General features: G+C 70.7%; 18 protein-coding genes and 1 pseudogene. 11 read left to right on the top strand and 8 right to left on the bottom strand.

The features are described 5' to 3' along the window. Nucleotide 1 precedes the first annotated feature (1 nt). The 4 genes from J7E91_RS09895 to J7E91_RS09910 all read left to right on the top strand — a co-directional run bounded on the left by J7E91_RS09895 (nucleotide 2) and on the right by J7E91_RS09910 (nucleotide 3,620). The gene (locus J7E91_RS09895) at nucleotides 2-1,231 is read left to right on the top strand and encodes an ArsA family ATPase (RefSeq protein ID WP_214901076.1); all 1,230 of its coding nucleotides are present in this window, start codon (nucleotides 2-4) and stop codon (nucleotides 1,229-1,231) included. Between the two features lie 82 nt (nucleotides 1,232-1,313). After that, nucleotides 1,314-1,805, top strand: coding sequence for a DUF5304 domain-containing protein (locus J7E91_RS09900; RefSeq protein WP_214900953.1), 492 nt, complete (start codon nucleotides 1,314-1,316; stop codon nucleotides 1,803-1,805). 56 nt (nucleotides 1,806-1,861) lie between these two features. Continuing rightward, the gene (locus J7E91_RS09905) at nucleotides 1,862-2,803 is read left to right on the top strand and encodes an ROK family glucokinase (RefSeq protein WP_214900954.1); all 942 of its coding nucleotides are present in this window, start codon (nucleotides 1,862-1,864) and stop codon (nucleotides 2,801-2,803) included. Between the two features lie 64 nt (nucleotides 2,804-2,867). Next, nucleotides 2,868-3,620 (top strand): endonuclease/exonuclease/phosphatase family protein, encoded by a 753-nt coding sequence (locus J7E91_RS09910; protein WP_214900956.1) that lies wholly within the window; start codon nucleotides 2,868-2,870, stop codon nucleotides 3,618-3,620. A 59-nt stretch (nucleotides 3,621-3,679) separates the two neighbouring features. On the opposite strand, the gene J7E91_RS09915 is transcribed toward J7E91_RS09910, so the two are convergent. Both J7E91_RS09915 and J7E91_RS09920 read right to left on the bottom strand, forming a co-directional pair. Further along, on the bottom strand, nucleotides 3,680-4,387 hold the full coding sequence (locus tag J7E91_RS09915; RefSeq protein ID WP_214900958.1) for a hypothetical protein: 708 nt from the start codon (nucleotides 4,385-4,387) through the stop codon (nucleotides 3,680-3,682). Beyond that, nucleotides 4,380-5,159 (bottom strand): carboxylesterase, encoded by a 780-nt coding sequence (locus J7E91_RS09920; protein WP_214900960.1) that lies wholly within the window; start codon nucleotides 5,157-5,159, stop codon nucleotides 4,380-4,382. Before J7E91_RS09920 ends, J7E91_RS09915 begins: the two co-directional genes overlap by 8 nt. Before the next feature lie 176 nt (nucleotides 5,160-5,335). On the opposite strand from J7E91_RS09920, the gene J7E91_RS09925 reads away from it, so the two are divergent. The 4 genes from J7E91_RS09925 (at nucleotide 5,336) to J7E91_RS09940 (ending at nucleotide 9,159) form a co-directional block, all read left to right on the top strand. Further along, a complete protein-coding gene (locus J7E91_RS09925; protein WP_214901078.1) occupies nucleotides 5,336-6,067 on the top strand; it encodes a 1-acyl-sn-glycerol-3-phosphate acyltransferase in 732 nt (243 codons plus the stop codon). A 28-nt stretch (nucleotides 6,068-6,095) separates the two neighbouring features. Then, on the top strand, nucleotides 6,096-7,334 hold the full coding sequence (gene macS, locus J7E91_RS09930) for a MacS family sensor histidine kinase (protein ID WP_214900962.1): 1,239 nt from the start codon (nucleotides 6,096-6,098) through the stop codon (nucleotides 7,332-7,334). Next, nucleotides 7,331-8,008, top strand: coding sequence for a response regulator transcription factor (locus J7E91_RS09935; RefSeq protein ID WP_214900964.1), 678 nt, complete (start codon nucleotides 7,331-7,333; stop codon nucleotides 8,006-8,008). Before macS ends, J7E91_RS09935 begins: the two co-directional genes overlap by 4 nt. Before the next feature lie 122 nt (nucleotides 8,009-8,130). After that, nucleotides 8,131-9,159, top strand: a complete 1,029-nt coding sequence (locus tag J7E91_RS09940) for a 6-phosphofructokinase (RefSeq protein ID WP_214900966.1) — start codon at nucleotides 8,131-8,133, stop codon at nucleotides 9,157-9,159. 164 nt (nucleotides 9,160-9,323) lie between these two features. On the opposite strand, the gene J7E91_RS09945 is transcribed toward J7E91_RS09940, so the two are convergent. Together J7E91_RS09945 and J7E91_RS37265 are read right to left on the bottom strand one after the other, a co-directional pair. Continuing rightward, nucleotides 9,324-11,198, bottom strand: coding sequence for an anthranilate synthase family protein (locus J7E91_RS09945; protein WP_214900968.1), 1,875 nt, complete (start codon nucleotides 11,196-11,198; stop codon nucleotides 9,324-9,326). 134 nt (nucleotides 11,199-11,332) lie between these two features. Beyond that, nucleotides 11,333-11,389, bottom strand: coding sequence for a trp operon leader peptide (locus J7E91_RS37265; RefSeq protein WP_355716996.1), 57 nt, complete (start codon nucleotides 11,387-11,389; stop codon nucleotides 11,333-11,335). A 188-nt stretch (nucleotides 11,390-11,577) separates the two neighbouring features. Here J7E91_RS37265 and J7E91_RS09955 point away from each other — a divergent pair, with 188 nt between their 5' ends. Together J7E91_RS09955 and J7E91_RS09960 are read left to right on the top strand one after the other, a co-directional pair. Next, nucleotides 11,578-12,930 (top strand): class II 3-deoxy-7-phosphoheptulonate synthase, encoded by a 1,353-nt coding sequence (locus J7E91_RS09955; RefSeq protein ID WP_214900972.1) that lies wholly within the window; start codon nucleotides 11,578-11,580, stop codon nucleotides 12,928-12,930. A gap of 156 nt (nucleotides 12,931-13,086) precedes the next feature. Further along, nucleotides 13,087-13,347 (top strand): bacterioferritin-associated ferredoxin, encoded by a 261-nt coding sequence (locus J7E91_RS09960; protein WP_214900974.1) that lies wholly within the window; start codon nucleotides 13,087-13,089, stop codon nucleotides 13,345-13,347. 48 nt (nucleotides 13,348-13,395) lie between these two features. Here the strand turns inward: J7E91_RS09960 and bfr are convergent, their stop codons facing one another. Next, nucleotides 13,396-13,875 carry a bacterioferritin gene (bfr, locus tag J7E91_RS09965; RefSeq protein ID WP_028811427.1) on the bottom strand — a complete coding sequence of 160 codons (480 nt, stop codon included), beginning with the start codon at nucleotides 13,873-13,875 and terminating at the stop codon, nucleotides 13,396-13,398. 155 nt (nucleotides 13,876-14,030) lie between these two features. Here bfr and J7E91_RS09970 point away from each other — a divergent pair, with 155 nt between their 5' ends. Further along, nucleotides 14,031-14,663: a sulfite oxidase-like oxidoreductase gene (locus J7E91_RS09970; RefSeq protein WP_214900976.1), complete on the top strand. Its 633-nt coding sequence runs from the start codon at nucleotides 14,031-14,033 to the stop codon at nucleotides 14,661-14,663. 39 nt (nucleotides 14,664-14,702) lie between these two features. Here the strand turns inward: J7E91_RS09970 and J7E91_RS09975 are convergent. From J7E91_RS09975 to pknB, 3 genes and pseudogenes are all read right to left on the bottom strand, one after another. Further along, nucleotides 14,703-14,879, bottom strand: a pseudogene (locus J7E91_RS09975) (DUF4396 domain-containing protein); the annotation flags it as partial. Between the two features lie 40 nt (nucleotides 14,880-14,919). Next, complete coding sequence (locus J7E91_RS09980) at nucleotides 14,920-15,795, bottom strand: deoxyribonuclease IV (protein WP_214900978.1); 876 nt, start codon at nucleotides 15,793-15,795, stop codon at nucleotides 14,920-14,922. A gap of 68 nt (nucleotides 15,796-15,863) precedes the next feature. Beyond that, a complete protein-coding gene (gene pknB, locus J7E91_RS09985; protein ID WP_214900980.1) occupies nucleotides 15,864-17,807 on the bottom strand; it encodes a Stk1 family PASTA domain-containing Ser/Thr kinase in 1,944 nt (647 codons plus the stop codon). Between the last annotated feature and the right edge of the window lie 99 nt (nucleotides 17,808-17,906).

Raw genomic sequence — 17,906 nt, forward strand, 5'->3', positions numbered from 1 at the left:
CATGCGTACGGTCCTCGTCACCGGCCCCGGCGGCGCGGGCCGCACCACCGTCGCCGCCGCGACCGCCCTGGCGGCCGCGCGGGGCGGGGAGCGCGTCCTGGTCCTGTCCACCGACCCGGCGGACACCCTCGGCGCGGTCCTGGGCACCGCCACACCCCGCCCGCCCGGCTCCGCACCGGCCGAGGCCGCGCCCGGCCTGTGGGCCGCCAGGGTCGACTCCGGCGCCCACTTCCGCGCCGAACTCCTCGCCCTCCAGGAGCGCGCGGGCTCCGTACTCGACCTGCTCGGCGCGAACCGGCTGGCCGCCGAGGAACTGACCGAACTCCCGGGCAGCGAACAGTTCGCACTGCTCCGGGCGCTCCGGGCGTGCGGCGAGCCACGGGGCACGGCGCAGGCGTACGACCTCGTCGTCGTCGACCTGCCGCCGCTGCACGCGGCCCTCGCCGCCCTCGCGCTCCCCGGGCAGCTGCGCCGCTACCTGCGCCGGCTGCTGCCGCCCGAGCGCCAGGCGGCCCGCGCGCTGCGCCCCATGCTCGCCCAGCTCGCCGGTGTCCCGATGCCCGCGCAGTGGCTGTACGAGACGGCCGCCCGCTGGGACGGGGAACTGGCCGCTGTCGAGGCCCTGCTCGCGGACCCGGACACGACCGTACGGCTGGTCGCGGAGCCCGGACCCGCCGGAGCCGACGCCCTGCGTACCGCCCGTACCGGACTGGCCCTCTTCGGCCTCCGCGTCGAGACGGTGACGGCGAACCGGACGCTGCCGCAGGACTCCCCGGACACCTGGCTCGCGACGCTCGCCGCCCAGCAGCAGAAGTGCCTGGCCGAGTGGGCCGAGTGGTACGGCGCCGGGCGGCCGGCGGCGCCGGTCCGCGAGGTGCGCCACCTCGGCGGCGATCCGCGCGGCCTCGACGACCTCGACGCACTGGCGGCGGGCGGGGCCCTGGCCGTGGAACCGGGGCACGAGAGCCCGGACGAGCCCTGGCCCGTGGAGGACCGGCTCGCCGACGACGGTGTCCTCGTCTGGCATGTGCCGCTGCCCGGGGCCGTGAAGGAAGAACTCGGCCTGGTCCGGCGCGGCGACGAACTCGTCCTCGACGCGGGCCCGTTCCGCCGGATCCTGACCCTGCCCTCGGCCCTGCGCCGCTGCGACGTCTCGGGCGCCGGCCTGACCGGCGGCGTACTGAAGATCCGGTTCACGCCGGACCCCCGGCTGTGGCCGCGGACGAAGTGAACCGGCTGCGGCCGTTCGGGTAACGTCGGTGGTACGAGGCGTACGCACCGTACGAACCGCCGCCCTCCCGCAGGAGTCCGCCATGAGCGATGCCACCCAGCGTCCCTCCCCCGAGCCCGCCGAGGCCCCCGACGCCGACGCGTGGGCGAAGGCATGCGCCGAGGACCTCGCTGCCGAGAAGGCCCGCCGTCGCGCCGAGAGCGGCGGGGCGCAGCCGGGGTCGGCCGCCGAGGAGCTGCGCAAGCTCGTCGACGCCGTCGCGGACAAGCTCTCCTCGCTCCAGTCGGCGCTGCCCGGCATGGCCGGGCAGGGCACGGTCAGCGAGCTCATCAACCAGGCGAAGTCCGCGGTCGAGCCCGTCATCGAGCGCAACCCGGAGGTCTTCGACCACCTGGCCGCGGCGGGCAACGAGCTGCTCGCCGCCTATCGCTCGGCGGTCCAGGGCCAGGAGGGCCGCTGGACCCGTGGGCCCTCCCAGCCGGCCGACCGTAAGAACGACGGGCACACCGACGGAGACAACGGTGACGACGGCCCCGAAGGCCCGTCGTCGGGCAAGCGCATCGACCTGGACTGAGCTGCGCCTCGGGTACGGTTGCCCTTAGCGGGGCTCGACCGAAAACTGAGGGACACATGGGACTCACCATCGGCGTCGACATCGGCGGCACGAAGATCGCGGCAGGCGTGGTCGACGAAGAGGGCACCATTCTCGACACCCACAAGGTGCCCACGCCGCCGACCGCCGAAGGCATCGTCGACGCGATCTGTGCGGCCGTCTCCGAGGCGGGCAAGGGGCACCAGATCGAGGCGGTCGGTATCGGCGCCGCCGGTTACGTCGACGACAAGCGCGCCACCGTCCTCTTCGCGCCCAACATCCACTGGCGGCACGAGCCGCTGAAGGACAAGGTCGAGCAGCGCGTCGGGCTGCCGGTCGTCGTGGAGAACGACGCGAACGCCGCGGCCTGGGGCGAGTACAAGTTCGGTGCGGGCAAGGGCCACGAAGACGTCATCTGCATCACCCTCGGCACCGGCCTCGGCGGCGGCATCATCATCGGCAACAAGCTGCGCCGCGGACGCTTCGGCGTGGCCGCCGAGTTCGGCCACATCCGGGTCGTCCCCGACGGCCTGCTGTGCGGTTGCGGAAGCCAGGGCTGCTGGGAGCAGTACGCGTCCGGGCGGGCCCTCGTCAGGTACGCCAAGCAGCGCGCCAACGCGACGCCCGAGAACGCTCAGATCCTCCTCGCCCTGGGCGACGGTACGGTCGCCGGCATCGAGGGCAAGCACATCAGCGCCGCCGCCCGCCAGGGCTGCCCGGTGGCCGTCGACTCCTTCCGCGAGCTGGCCCGCTGGGCGGGCGCGGGCCTGGCCGACCTGGCCTCGCTCTTCGACCCGTCGGCGTTCATCGTCGGCGGCGGCGTCTCGGACGAGGGCGAGCTGGTCCTCGACCCGATCCGCAAGTCGTTCCGGCGCTGGCTGATCGGCGGCCAGTGGCGTCCGCACGCGCAGGTGCTCGCGGCGCAGCTGGGCGGCAAGGCCGGCCTGGTCGGCGCGGCGGACCTGGCCCGCCAGGGCTGACGCCGTCGCCTGTGCCCGCCGTGCCCTCTTGGGGCGCGGCGGGCATTTCCGTATCTTGAACCGCATGGCGACGAGTACGACGAGCACGCTGCCCGAGTCCCGTACCGAGCCTGACGGTTCGGCCGTGATCCGTGTTCTCAGCTACAACATCCGCTCGATGCGCGACGACCGCGAGGCGCTGGCCCGGGTCGTCACTGCCTGCGAGCCCGACCTCGTCCTGGTGCAGGAGGCGCCGCGGTTCTTCCGCTGGCGAAAGCGTGCGGCGTGGCTCGCCTCCCACAGCGGCCTGGTGACGCTCGGCGGCGGGGCGACCGCTTCGGGCCCGCTGCTGCTGTGTTCGCTGCGGGTGCGGGTGGAGCGTACGGAGGATGTGCTGCTGCCGCGCACGCCGGGGCTGCATCAGCGGGGGTTCGCGACGGCGGTGGTGCGGATCGGCGGCGCGAGGCTCGGCGTGCTGAGCTGCCACCTCAGCCTGCAGCAGGAAGAGCGGTACGCGCAGGGCGGGATGCTCCTGGACCGCCTGAAGGAGATGGACGTACCGCACGCGGTGGCGGCCGGCGACCTCAACGAACGGCCGGACGGCCGGACTTTCCGCCGCCTGGCGGGGGAGCTCCAGGACTGCTGGGCGGTGAAGCCGTGGGGCGGGGAGTTCACGTCGACCCCGGACAACCCCCATCAGCGTATCGACGCGGTCTTCGCGACGCCGGGGGTCGAAGTCCTGGGCTGCGGCGTCCCGTTGGGCCTCCCGGAGGCCGACCTCAAGGCCGCCACGGACCATCTCCCGGTGCTGGCGGCCCTGCGCGTACCGGCGTCGTAGGGGCGGGGGCGGGGGCGGGGGCTCATCTTTCCCCGGCCCCTGTAGGGGCAGGAGAGCCCCTAGACCACCGCGCCGCGGCCCGGGTCGTCGTCGTCCTCGTCGTCGCCGTGGGTCATCCGCGCCACCAGCGTGGCGAACCCGCCCAGGAAGCCGCCTACGCCCAGCGTCGTCAGCCACCACGTCATGTCCCACTGGAGCAGCACCGCGACGAGCAGCAGCACCGGGCCGCCGATGACCGCGAGCCAGGCGAACCTGGACGTGGTGTCGGCGGGCGGCAGCGGCGGCGGCTCGGGCGGCACGAAGTGTCCGTCGTCGCTCTCGTCGAGGTCGTCGTCGCCCGGCTCCGCGAGCGAGTAGTTGCGCGGGCCGTCGACGCCGGGGGCGAAGACGACGGAGCTGCCGAGCGGTCTGTCCCGGTCCGCGGGGCCCGCGTCCGGGTCCGTCTCCGGGGCTGTCTCCGGTTCTGTCCCGTCCTGCTCGGCCGCCGCCTCGGCGTCCTTCTTCAGCGACTTCTTCGGCCGGTCGCCACCGGAACTGTTGACATCCCCCTCCGGCAGGAGGAGGTCCTCGATCGGCTTGAACGGCTTCGCGCCCGGCGGGTCCGGCGGCTCCTCGCCGTACGCCGCGACGATCGCGGCCCACGCCGCCTCCTCGTCGACGGACTTCGCGGCGGACTCGCCGGAGGCGGCGGCCTCGGACGCACCCGTCGTCTCGTCCGGCTCCCGCTCTTCCTCGCGGCCCGCAGGCTCCGCGTCGTGCTCAGCCACCGGTCGTACTCCCCTTCTTCCCGACACTCGGAGCGAGGCGGCCGATGAACGCGTAACTCTCGTCGAAGATCCGCTCCGCGTCATGGTCCAACGTCGCGACGTGGTAGCTCTGTTCCAGCAGGATCTCGGTGACGTCGGTCGACGAGACGCGGCCCAGGATGCGGGCCGAGTCCGCCGCCGGCACCACATGGTCCTGCGGGCTGTGCAGCAGCAGCATCGGCTGCGTCACCTGGGGCAGCTCCGCGTCGACGAGCCGGAAGAAGTTCCGCACGGAGTGCGCCGCGTGCAGCGGGACACGGTCGTAACCGACCTCCTCGGTGCCCGCCTTCGCGATGTCACTGCGCAGACCCTTTGTCGTACGTACGAGGTGGCGGGCGACCGGCAGCGCGTACGCCGACAGGCCGTGCACCTTGTTCGCCGGGTTGACCAGGGCGATCCCGCTCACCGCGTCCCCGTGCTTCGCGGCCAGGCGCAGCGTCAGCGCCCCGCCCATCGAGAGCCCGAACACGAAGACCTGGGCGCACTGCTCGCGCAGTACGCGCAGCTCGCGGTCGACCTCCGCGTACCAGTCCTGCCAGCCCGTGAGCTGCATGTCCTCCCAGCGCGTGCCGTGGCCGGGCAACAGCGGGAGGGAGACGGTCAGTCCGCGCTCGGCCAGATGGTCCGCCCAGGGACGCATCGACTGCGGGGAACCGGTGAAGCCGTGACAGAGGAGGACGCCGACCTCTCCGCCCTCGTGGCGGAACGGCTCGGCTCCAGGAAGGACCGGCACCGGGGTCTCCTGTTCATGAGTGCGATGAGGGTGTCGCGAGATGCCCTTCACCGTACGCGACCGGACCGACACCGACCAGGTCCGTCGGGCCGCCTTGTCGGTAGGGAGAGCGGGCCCGGCACGGGTTATGGTCAGTTCGACAGACAAGGGAAGGCACTCGGTTGATCTACGGCGCAATGAAGTTCTCCATCGGAGGGTCACTGAAGGTCGCCTTCAGACCCTGGGTGGAGGGCCTGGAGAACATTCCCGCCGAGGGCCCCGCGATCCTCGCGAGCAACCACCTGTCGTTCTCGGACTCCTTCTTCCTCCCCGCGGTCCTCGACCGCAAGGTCACCTTCATCGCCAAGGCGGAGTACTTCACCTCGCCCGGTGTGAAAGGGAAGCTCACCGCCGCGTTCTTCAAGGGCGTCGGCCAGCTTCCGGTGGACCGCTCGGGCGCGCGCGGCGCGGGTGAGGCGGCGATCAAGGCAGGTATCGACGTCATCAAGGGCGGCGGCCTCTTCGGCATCTACCCGGAGGGCACCCGCTCGCCGGACGGCCGTCTTTACCGCGGCAAGCCGGGCGGTCTCGCGCGTGTGGCGCTCGCCACCGGCGCGCCCGTGATCCCGGTCGCGATGATCGACACCGAGAAGATCCAGCCGCCCGGCAAGGTCGTACCCAAGCTGATGCGTCCGGGGATCAAGATCGGCAAGCCGCTGGACTTCAGCCGCTATCACGGCATGGACAGCGACCGGTTCATTCTGCGGTCGGTGACCGACGAGGTCATGTACGAGATCATGAAGCTCTCCGGCCAGGAGTACGTCGACATCTACGCGACGGCGGCGAAGCGGCAGATCGCCGACGCGGAGAAGGCCGCCAAGGCGGAGAGGGCCGCCAAGGCCGAGAAGGCGGAACGGGCCGGCGCGTAACGGCGTCCGTCCAGGGGTGGGGATGATGATGGCCAGGACTCAGCGCGAACGTGTCGTGCGCATGTCGGTCGAGCAGCCGCTGTGGCGTGCGCTCACCGCCTACCGCGTCCTGACGATGCTCTACGCGGTGCTCCTGTTCGTGTTCACGCGGCAGAAGTTCGAGCGCCCGTGGGTGGCCGTCGCGTTCCTCGCGGTGATGTCCGTCTGGACGCTGGTCACGCTCCCCAAGGTGGCGAACGCGGCGAGTTGCACCAAGCGATTCCTCGTCGCCGACCTCACCATCGCCCTCACCGGCATCATGCTCACCCCGCTCGCCGACTTCCAGGCGCAGCAGATCGACGGCCCCACCCTCCCGTCGATATGGACCGCGGGTTCCGTCCTCGCGTTCGCCATCAAGGGCGGCTGGCGCTGGGCGGCCTTCGCCTCGTCCTTCGTCGCCGCCGCCAACATCGTCGAGCGCGGCCACCCCAGCCGGGACACGTTCCACAACGTCCTGCTGGTGTGGGTCGCCTCCATCGCGATCGGTTACGTCGTCGAGGTCGCCCGCGCCTCCGAGCGCACCCTCGCCCGCGCCCTGGAGATCGAGGCCGCCACGCGTGAGCGCGAGCGCCTCGCCCGCGACATCCACGACAGCGTGCTCCAGGTGCTCGCCATGGTGCAGCGGCGCGGCACCTCGCTCGGCGGCGAGGCGGCCGAACTCGGCCGGATGGCCGGGGAACAGGAAGTCGCCCTGCGCACCCTGGTCTCCAGCGGCCTCGTACCGGCGACGCGAGCCTCCGAGGACGCCGCGCAGGGCGCGGTCGTCCGTACGGTCGAGGTGGACGACGAAGAGATCGGGAACGGGGGTTCGTACGGCGCGCGTCCCTGTGATCTGCGCTCGCTGCTCGCCCCGCACGCCGGGTCGAAGGTCAGCTTCGCCGAGCCCGGCGCCCCGGTCCTGCTCGAACCGGCGGCGGCCATGGAGCTCGCGGCGGCTGTCAGTGCCGCACTGGACAATGTGCGCAGGCACGCCGGGGAAGACGCCCAGGCGTGGATTCTGGTCGAGGACTGGCCGGAAGAAGTGATCGTGACGGTACGGGACGACGGCCCCGGCATTCCGGAGGGCAGGCTCGCGCAGGCCGAGGGGGAGGGGCGCCTCGGCGTCGCCCTGTCGATCCGCGGGCGGCTGCGGGACATCGGCGGCACCGCCGAACTGATCTCCGTTCCGGGGCAGGGCACTGAAGTCGAATTGAAAGTTCCACGGGGGAAGGCGGGACAGGCGCGATGAGCGACGAACAGCAGACGATCAGGGTGATGGTCGTCGACGACCACCCGATGTGGCGGGACGCGGTCGCCCGCGACCTCGCCGCGGCGGGCTTCGACGTGGTGGCCACGGCGGGCGACGGGCCGCAGGCGGTGCGCCGCGCGCAGGCCGTCTCGCCCCAGGTCCTCGTCCTCGACCTCAACCTCCCCGGCATGCCCGGGGTCCAGGTCTGCAAGGAACTCGTCGGCGCCGACCCGGCGCTGCGCGTCCTCGTGCTGTCCGCGAGCGGTGAGCACGCCGACGTACTGGAAGCGGTGAAGTCCGGCGCGACCGGCTATCTGCTGAAGTCCGCCGGGCCGGACGAGCTGATCGACGCGGTACGCAGAACGGCCGCCGGCGACCCCGTCTTCACCCCGGGCCTGGCCGGCCTGGTCCTCGGCGAGTACCGCCGGCTGGCCTCCGACCCGCTGCCCGCCGCCTCCTCGAACGAACCGAAGGCACCGCAGCTCACCGAGCGCGAGACCGAGGTGCTGCGGCTGGTCGCGAAGGGACTGTCGTACAAGCAGATCGCGGAGCGCCTGGTGATCTCGCACCGCACCGTCCAGAACCACGTGCAGAACACGCTCGGCAAGCTCCAGCTGCACAACCGCGTGGAGCTCGTCCGCTACGCGATCGAACGCGGCCTCGACGACGCCTAGTACGACCGCTGATACGTCGCCGGTACCACCGCCGAATTCCCGACGCCCTATGTCGCTGTGACCTGAGTCACCACTAGCGTGGCGCCACACGGCACTGCTGAATGTGGCGAAGGGACGACTCAATGCGGGTCGGAGTACTGACCGGGGGAGGCGACTGCCCCGGGCTCAACGCGGTCATCCGCGCCGTCGTCCGCAAGGGCGTGCAGGAGTACGGCTACGACTTCACCGGCTTCAGGGACGGGTGGCGCGGGCCGCTCGAAGGCGACACCGTCCGGCTCGACATCCCCGCCGTACGCGGCATCCTGCCTCGCGGCGGCACCATCATCGGCTCCTCGCGCACCAACCCGCTCAAGAGCGAGAACGGCATCCGCCGAGTCAAGGAGAACCTCGCCAAGTGCGAGGTCGACGCGCTCATCGTGATAGGCGGCGAGGACACGCTGGGCGTCGCCACCCGCCTGTCCGACGAGTACGGCGTCAAATGTGTCGGCGTACCCAAGACCATCGACAACGACCTGTCCGCCACCGACTACACCTTCGGTTTCAACACCGCCGTCGGCATCGCGACGGAGGCGATCGACCGCCTCCACACCACTGCCGAATCGCACATGCGGGTGCTCGTCGTCGAGGTCATGGGGCGGCACGCGGGGTGGATCGCCCTGCACTCGGGCCTGGCCGGCGGTGCGAACGTCATCCTCATTCCGGAGCAGCGCTTCGACGTCGAGCGCGTCTGCGGCTGGATCACGTCCCGTTTCAAGGCGTCGTACGCGCCGATCGTCGTCGTCGCCGAGGGCGCGATGCCCAAGGACGGCGAGATGGTCCTCAAGGACGGCACGCTCGACTCGTTCGGGCATGTGCGGTTGTCGGGCGTCGGCGAGTGGCTCGCCAAGGAGATCGAGAAGCGGACGGGGAAGGAAGCGCGCACCACCGTCCTCGGGCATGTCCAGCGCGGCGGTACGCCGAGCGCCTTCGACCGGTGGCTCGCGACGCGGTTCGGGCTGCACGCGATCGAGGCGGTACGGGACGGCGACTTCGGCAAGATGGTCGCGCTCCAGGGAACGGACATCGTGCGGGTGCCGATGGGGGAGGCTACGGCGCGGCTGAAGACGGTGGATCCGGCCCTCTACGAGGAGGTCGGCGTCTTCTTCGGCTGAGCGTGCCGGGCGTGCCCTGCGGGCGTGTCCTCAAACGCCGGACGGGCTGGATTTGCCGCGCAGCGGCAACTCTCAGCCCGTCCGGCGTTTGAGGACCGGGGCCTGGGGCAGCGCCCCAGTTCGGGAAGGGGCGGGGTGGCGAAGAAGCCCCGCAGGGCACGCGCCTAGCGGCGGTCGAGCAGTGACGGCATCAGCAGGTCCGTGATCGCGGCCGTGCCGCGCAGCGTCAGCACCGACTCCGGATGGAACTGCACGCCCGCGAAGCCCGGCCCGCGCAGGGCGTGCACCTCGCCCGTGGCCGGGTCGCGGCTGACCTCGACGCCGTGCGCCGCCAGCTCCGCCGCCTGCTCCCCGTCGCAGCGAGCGACAAAGCTGTTGTAGAAGCCGACGGTCTCGGGCCGCCCGAAGAGGTCGATCCGGGTCTGCGCCCCCTGATACGGCACCCGCTTACGCACGATCTCCAGCCCCAACTCGGCCCCCAGCAGCTCATGCCCCAGGCAGACCCCGAGCAGCCCGTGCCGGTGCTCGCGCACCAGCTCCGCCGTGAGTCCCCGCAGGAACCGCATCTTCGCGTCACCCGCGTCGGAGGGGTCGCCGGGCCCGGGACCGAGCACCACAGGTCCCTCGTGCGCGAGCGCGGCCTCCCGCAGGCCCGGCTCGTCGTACCGCCGTACGGTCACATCGAGACCCGACGAGCGCAGCAGGTGCGCGAGCATCGCCGTGAACGTGTCCTCCGCGTCGATCACCAGCGCGTGCCCGGCCAGGGTTGACGAGCGCTCCTGCATCCGCAGCCAGAAGGGGGCGAGGGACGCCCGCCGCGAGTCCAGCGCCTCCCGTACGCGCGGATCGTCCGCCAGCTTCGGCCGTACGCCCTCGTGCTCGGGCCTGCCGGGGCGCACGCCCAGCGCCGCCAGCACCCCCGCCGCCTTGGCGTGCGTCTCGGCGACCTCGCTGTACGGGTCCGAGTCGCGCACCAGCGTCGCGCCGACCGGCACCCGCAGCCGGCCGTCCGGCGCGATGTCGGCGGTACGGATGAGGATGGGCGAATCCAGGGTCTGGGCGCCGCCCGCGTCACGGCCGATGAGGGCCAGTGCGCCCGCGTAGTAGCCGCGGCCACCGGGCTCGTACCGCTCGATGACGCGGCAGGCGTTCTGCACCGGCGACCCGGTGACGGTCGCCGCGAACATCGTCTCCTTCAGGACCTCCCGCACATCGAGCGACGACCGGCCCCGCAACTCGTACTCGGTGTGCGCGAGATGGGCCATCTCCTTGAGCCGCGGGCCGACCACGACCCCGCCTCTGTCACCGACGGTGCACATCATCTTGAGCTCTTCGTCGACGACCATCGAGAGCTCGGCGGTCTCCTTGCCGTCGTCGAGGAAGTCCAGGAGGCCCTCGGCGCTCGGCCCGTCCGAGGGATAGCGGTACGTACCGCTGATGGGGTTCATCACGACGGTCCCGCCGCTCATCCGGACGTGCACTTCGGGGCTCGCGCCGACCAGCGTGCGTTGCCCGGTGTGCACGACGAACGTCCAGTACGCGCCCCGCTCACCGGCGAGCAGCCGCCGGAAGAGCGCCAGTGCGTCCGCTCGCGAGAACCCGGGGATTTCACCCTCGAAGGTGCGGCGGATGACGAAGTTCGCACCCTCGCCGCGCCCGATCTCGTCCTTGATGACCCGCCGCACGATCCCGGCGTACTCCTCGTCCTCGACGTCGAAGGCCCCGCCCCTCACCCGCACGTCGTGCGCGGGAAGCTGCGCGAGGACGTCGTCCAGCGGCAGCGCGTACGTCTCGTCCGCGATTAGGACACTCAGGGGCGTCCCGTCGTCGGGTACGTCGAACCCGCGCTCCCTGATCTGCCGGAACGGCACCAGCGCGAGCACGGGCATGCCGTCGGTGCCGGCCGGGATGTCGGCCAGGCGCGCGGCCTCGTGCACGTCTCCGATCAGGAGCTCGACGGTGTCGTGGTCGTGGCCGGGGGTCCGCCTGCGTAGGAGGGCGAAGGGGCGGGTGTCGTCGAGGAGGGTGCTGATGAGCATCTGTGGTGTTCCTTCCGGGGGACCATGCGATCCGGGTGGATCCGGGTGGATCCGGGTGGAGAGGAACAGCCCCTGGGAAACACCAAAGGCCGCCCCTCGGGCGGCCTTCGCGATTCGGTGTTGCGCGCGATTGTTCAGTGGGCCGCCGGATGAGCGGTCCACCACCAGGTCTGAGTCGTCTGCGCGAACATGCTCCGCACCCTAGCGGACCGGATCGTCGGCGTCACGCATGTCGCAGCGCCGGATCAGCGCCGGGTTCCCCCGGACCTGCGCCGGGCCGTTCGGGCCCCCGCTGTCTCCCCGTGTCTCCGCTGTATCCTCCGTCTCATCTGGTGAGCCAGGCAATGGCATGGCGAGCTGACCCCGTAGTGTTGTCAAGGTGACCGTGAACGCTAAGACCACCCCCGACGGTGGCAACACCTGGCGAGACCTTCCCGCGGCGCAGCAGCCTGAGTACCCCGATGCCGAGGCTCTGCGCGATGTGATCGCGGACCTCGAGTCGTATCCGCCGCTCGTCTTCGCGGGCGAGTGCGACCAGCTGCGCGCCCGACTGGGAGCCGTCGCCAAGGGCGAGGCGTTCCTGTTGCAGGGCGGCGACTGCGCCGAGGCCTTCGACGCTGTATCCGCCGACCACATCCGAAACAAGCTCAAGACCCTTCTCCAGATGGGCGCGGTACTGACGTACGCCGCCTCCGTGCCCGTCGTGAAGGTGGGCCGGATCGCCGGCCAGTACTCCAAGCCCCGCTCCAAGTCGACCGAGACCCGCGACGGCATCACCCTGCCGACCTACCGCGGCGACTCCGTCAACGGCTTCGAGTTCACCGAGAAGGCCCGTATCCCGGACCCCGAGCGGCTGAAGCGGATGTACCACGCGTCCGCCTCGACGCTGAACCTCGTACGCGCCTTCACCACCGGCGGTTACGCCGACCTGCGCCAGGTGCACGCCTGGAACCAGGACTTCGTGAAGTCGTCGCCCTCCGGGCAGCGTTACGAGCAGCTCGCCCGCGAGATCGACAACGCGCTGAACTTCATGAAGGCAGCGGGGACCGACCCGGCGGAGTTCCGCACGGTCGAGTTCTACGCCTCGCACGAGGCGCTGCTCATGGACTACGAGACCGCCCTGACCAGGGTCGATTCGCGTACGGGCCACCTGTACGACGTATCGGGCCACATGCTCTGGATCGGTGAGCGCACCCGCCAGCTCGACGGCGCGCACATCGAGTTCGCCTCGAAGATCCGCAACCCGATCGGCGTGAAGCTCGGCCCGACGACCACGGTCGACGAGGCGCTGAGTTACGTCGACAAGCTCGACCCGGACCGCGAGCCCGGCCGGCTGACCTTCGTCGTCCGCATGGGCGCCGACAAGGTCCGTGACAAGCTCCCCGAGCTGGTCGAGAAGGTCACGGCGTCCGGCGCGGCCGTGGCGTGGGTGACCGACCCGATGCACGGCAACACCTACGAGGCTGCCTCCGGCCACAAGACGCGTCGCTTCGACGACGTACTTGACGAGGTCAAGGGCTTCTTCGAGGTGCACAAGGGCCTCGGTACGCACCCGGGCGGCATCCACGTCGAGCTGACCGGTGACGACGTCACGGAGTGCGTGGGCGGCGGCGACGAGATCTTCGTCGACGACCTGCACCAGCGCTACGAGACGGCCTGCGACCCGCGTCTCAACCGCAGCCAGTCCCTGGACCTGGCGTTCCTGGTCGCCGAGATGTACCGCGATCAGTAGGCGGTAGAAGCACCGAACGGCTGTGGGGCGCGGATCGAATGTGATCCGCGCCCCACAGCCGTATCCGGGGCTTTTGTGTGCGGGGGACGGCGGGTAAGGTTAGGTTCACCTTATCGATTGGTCGTCCCCCCTCGCCCGTGTCAGGAGGTGTGCCGCGTGTTCGTCTGTTCCTGCTTCGGCGTAACGGATCAGCAGATCAAGGAGCACGCTGCCGCCGGTGCCTGCACACCGCGCCAGATAGCGTCGGTCAGCAAGGCGGGAACGGACTGCGGCTCCTGCGTACGCACGATCCAGGGGCTGCTCGGCCGCGGCGCGTGCCCGCGCCGCGCACTGATCGAGAAGGGCGAGACGGCCCTCGCCGAGACGGCCCTGGCCGAGACCGCCCTCGTCGAGACGCCCCTCTCCGAAGCGGCCTGACGACACGCGGGGGAGGCCCACCGAGGCCTGCTTCTGGCCAGCTCCTGGTCAGCTCTCCGGCTGCTCGATCAGCTGGGCGATGTAGAGCGACTCACCGAGCTTGTTGACCAGCTCCAGCTGGGTGTCGAGATAGTCGATGTGGTGCTCTTCGTCCTTGAGGATGTCCTCGAAGATGTTCGCCGAGGTGATGTCGCCCTTGGCTCGCATCACCTCGATGCCGCGCTTGAGGCGGTCGATCGCCTCGACCTCGATCTGCCGGTCCGCCTGGAACATCTCGGTGACGGTCTGGCCGACCCGCACATGGAAGAGCCGCTGGTAATTCGGCAGGCCGTCCAGGAAGAGAATCCGGTCGGTGAGTGTCTCCGCGTGCCTCATCTCGTCGAACGACTCGGCCCGGGTGTACTTCGCGAGCTTCGTCCAGCCGAAGTTGTCCTGCATCTTGGCGTGCAGGAAGTACTGGTTGATGGCAGTCAGCTCGGCGGTCAGCTGCTCGTTGAGGAATTCGATGACCTCGGGGTCGCCCTGCATCGCAGAGGCTCCTTCCACGCGTGGTACTGGGCAGGTTTCGCGCATCCTTGCATCGCGGGTGAGGGGCGTCCAGTAAGTGCAGGCTTATTATGAGTTGCCCCGAATAGGGTCAGACCTGGTCATGACCACCCTTCGCCGTCTGTCACCATGGAGTCATGGGTCAGCCGGAAAGCCGGGAACATCACGAATCAGCGCAGCCCGAGCTTCCGCCGGGGCAGCGGTTGCAGCGTGGCTGGCCCGTCACCCACTACGGTCCTGTACCCAAATTCAAGCCGGATCGCTGGGAGTTCCGCATATTCGGCGCGACGGCGGACGGCGACAAGCACTGCTGGAACCACGAGCAGTTCTCGGCGCTCCCGTTCGCCACGGTCGAGGCCGATCTGCACTGCGTCACGAAATTCAGCATGCTTGGGGCCGAATGGGGTGGCGTACTCGCTCGTACACTCGTCGAACTCGCGCCCCCCGCGCCGAGCGTCACCCATGTCATGGTCTGGGCCGAGTACGGCTTCAGCGCGAATCTGCGGCTCGCGGACTTCACTTCCGAGCGGACCATCTTCGCCACCCACAAGGGCGGTGAGCTGCTCACCGCCGAGCATGGTTTCCCGCTGCGCCTGGTCGTACCGCATCTGTACGCCTGGAAGGGGCCCAAGTGGGTCCGGGGTGTCGAGTACATGACGGCGGACCGCCGGGGCTTCTGGGAGGAGCGCGGCTACCACAACGTCGGCGACCCCTGGCGTGAGCAGCGGTACTCGTACCAGGAGGAGCCGGGGGACGGCCCCGAGCTGTAGCGCCGGAGCCGTCCGTTCCGCCTCCGCCTTCCCCGCGTGTCAGTGGTGGTACTGGTGGACCACGGCGTGGCCCTTGCCGCGGCCGATCATCCACTTGTTGACGGGTGTGGTGATGATGAAGGCGGCGAAGAGCGCGAAGGCCAGTACGCCCCAGAACATCGCGTCGGTGAGGTGCGCGTCCATCGCGCCCGGCCACAGGGCGAGTACGCCGTTGTCTGGGGTATTCCCGGTATCCCTCGATGGACTTCAGAAGTCCTCAGAATCCACGTAGCTCCTTCAGTCGCGCCACATCGGCCGCATGGCCCTCTTTGCCGCCGGGCGTCTCGATCGTCAGCGGCACGCCCTCGGTCGCCGGGTGCGAGAACAGCTCCCGGAAAGGGTCCTCGCCGATGTGGCCGGAGCCGATGTTCTCGTGGCGGTCCTTGTGGGCGCCGACGCCTTCCTTGGAGTCGTTGGCGTGGATCAGCTTGAGCCGGCCCTCGCCGACCGTGTCCACCAGCAGGTCCAGCGTCTGCTTCATCCCGCCGGGCCCCGCGAGGTCGTGCCCCGCCGCGTAGATGTGGCACGTGTCGAGGCAGACGCCGAGTTTGGGGTGGGCGTCGAGCGCCTCGAAGTACGGGCCGAAGTCCCAGGTGCGCGAGCACAGCGACGCGCCCTGGCCCGCCGTCGATTCGAGCAGCAGGAACGGGTCGTCGTCGTGCGTCAGCTCGTCGAGGAGCGGCAGCAGGTAGGTGCGTACCTGCGCGAGTGCCTCGGAGCGCGGCCGGCCGCCGGTCGCGGAGCCGGTGTGCACCACCACGCCCAGCGCGCCGATCTCGCGGCCGCGGCGCAGTGAGTGCCGCAGCGATTCCACGGACCGCTCGACGGTCGCCTCGGTGTGCGAGCCGAAGTTGATCAGGTACGGGGCATGGACGTACGCCGGTATCCGTTCGGCGGCGCAGGCCGCGCGGAACAGTTCGTCCTGTGCCGGATTTCCGGTGGGTGTCGCCCAGCCGCGCGGGTTGGCGACGAAGACCTGCACGGCCTCGGCGCCCATTTCACGGGCGTACGCGAGACCGTTCGTGGCGAGGCCACCGGCCACGGGCACATGGCCGCCGACGGGGTTTCGGGAGGGGAAAGGTGCGTTGCTCATCGCCGTCAAGGATGCCAGGGCATCAGGAGCCTCTTGTCTTCCCGCCTTCCCGCTTTCCCGTCTCTCGCCTACAGGCCGCCCTTGGTCCTGATGGTGATCGTGCTGCCCTCCGGGGCCTCGTCGCCCTCCCTGACCGACTGGCTCGCGATCTCGTCGCTGAAGGAGAGGAAGGGACGGTCCACCTCGACCTCGAAGCCCGCCGCCTTGAGCGTGCTCTTCGCGTCCTCGACCTTCTCCCCGACGACATCGGGCACGGGGATCATGCGCGGCCCCTTGGAGACGGTGAGCGTGATGGTGTCGCCCTTGGCGAGCCGCGCACCCTCGGCCGCGGACTGCCTGGCGACGGACCCGGCCTCCTCCTGCGAGGTGACCCGCCCGGACGCCACCTTCACGGTGAACCCGGCGTCCTCCAGCTCCGACGTGGCGTCCTCCACGCTCTCGCCGGTCACGTCGGGCACCTCCACGGGGGAGCCCTTGCTGACGACCATGGCGATCGCGGAGTCCGGGTGCCGCTCGGTGCCGGCGCGCGGGTCCGTACTCACGACGGAGCCCTGTGGTACGTCCTCGCTGAACGCCCTGGTGACGATGCCGGGGGCCAGACCTGCCTTCTTGAGCTCACCCTTGGCCTCGGCGAGCGGCAGCCCCTCCACGTCGGGGACCTTCACCGTCTCCGGGCCGCGCGAGACGACCAGCGTGACGGAGCCGTTGTCGCGGATGCGGGCGCGGGAGGCCGGGTCGCTGTTCATGACGGTGCCGCGTTCGTACGTCTCGCTGTACTCGCGCCGCACCTCCTTCACGTCGAGACCGGCGGCAGAGAGCCGCTTGGCGGCCTCCTTCTCCGACTGACCCAGGAGGGAGGGGACGCGGGTGAACTGCCCCGAGTTGATGTACCAGACACCGGCGCCGGTACCGAGGACGAGCAGGACGGCGGCGACGATCGCGAGCAGGCCGCGTCTCGGCGCGAAAGCGCGCCTCGGGGGCGCGGGCTGCGGCGGGGGCATCTGGAGGCGACTGGTGCGGTGGAGGGGCTCGGCAGTGCCGTTGCCGCTGCCGTCCCCATCGCCGTTCCCCTGCCCGATGGCCCGCGGGATGACGCTCGTACGGTCGTCGGCGCCGTTGTGCGTCACCTCCGCGCGGGCCTGCGGAGGCACCGCGTCGAGCTGCTCGTCGCTGAGCGCGGCGCGCGCTTCCCGGGCCTGCGCGAGGAGAGCCACGGCGTCGTACGGACGGATCTCCGGGTTGCGTGCGGTGGCGCCCGCGACCAGCTCGTCCAGCTCGACGGGGAGCCCGGGCACGGCGGCGGACGGGGCGGGCACGTCGTCGTGCAGGTGCTGGTAGAGCACCTGCGCGGCGGTGCCGCCGGTGTGCGGCTTGGCTCCGGTCAGCATCTCGTACAGCACGACACCACAGGCGTAGACGTCCGCGCGGGTGTCGGCGGTGCCGTGCTCAATCTGCTCGGGTGCGAGATACGAGACGGTGCCGAGGACGGAGCCGGTGGTGCTGGTGATCGTGTCGACGGCCCGTACGAGACCGAAGTCGGCGACCTTGACGCGCCCGTCGTCCCCGATCAGAACGTTCTCGGGCTTCATGTCCCGGTGCACGAATCCGGCACGGTGTGCCGCGCCGAGCGCGGCGAGCACGGGCTCCAGGATGTCGAGGGCGGCACGGGGCTGGAGGGCGCCGCGCTCACGCAGTACGTCACGCAGGGTGCAGCCGGCGACGTACTCCATCGCGAGGTAGACGTACGACCCGTCCGTCCCCTGGTCGAAGACGCCGACCACATTCGGGTGCGCGAGCCGGGCCACCGACTTGGCCTCCCGGATGAACCGGTCCACGAAGGAGGCGTCATCGGCGAGGGCGGGGTGCATCACCTTGAGGGCGAGCACGCGGTCGAGGCGGGTGTCGACGGCCCGGTAGACCGTGGCCATGCCGCCGACGGCGATGCGCGCATCGACGCGGTAGCGGCCGTCGAGCACGTGCCCGACGAGCGGGTCCTGAAGGGTCGTATCCACGGGGTGAGTCTACGAGCCGCCGCTGACACCTCTTGCGGGTGCGGGTTTGGTGGGGCGGCATTGCAGCGGAGCTGTGACAGCGGGGCGGAGGCGCGTACG

Origin of the sequence: Streptomyces sp. ISL-99 (genome assembly GCF_018614005.1) — a bacterium.
Classification (GTDB): Bacteria; Actinomycetota; Actinomycetes; order Streptomycetales; family Streptomycetaceae; genus Streptomyces; species Streptomyces flavidovirens.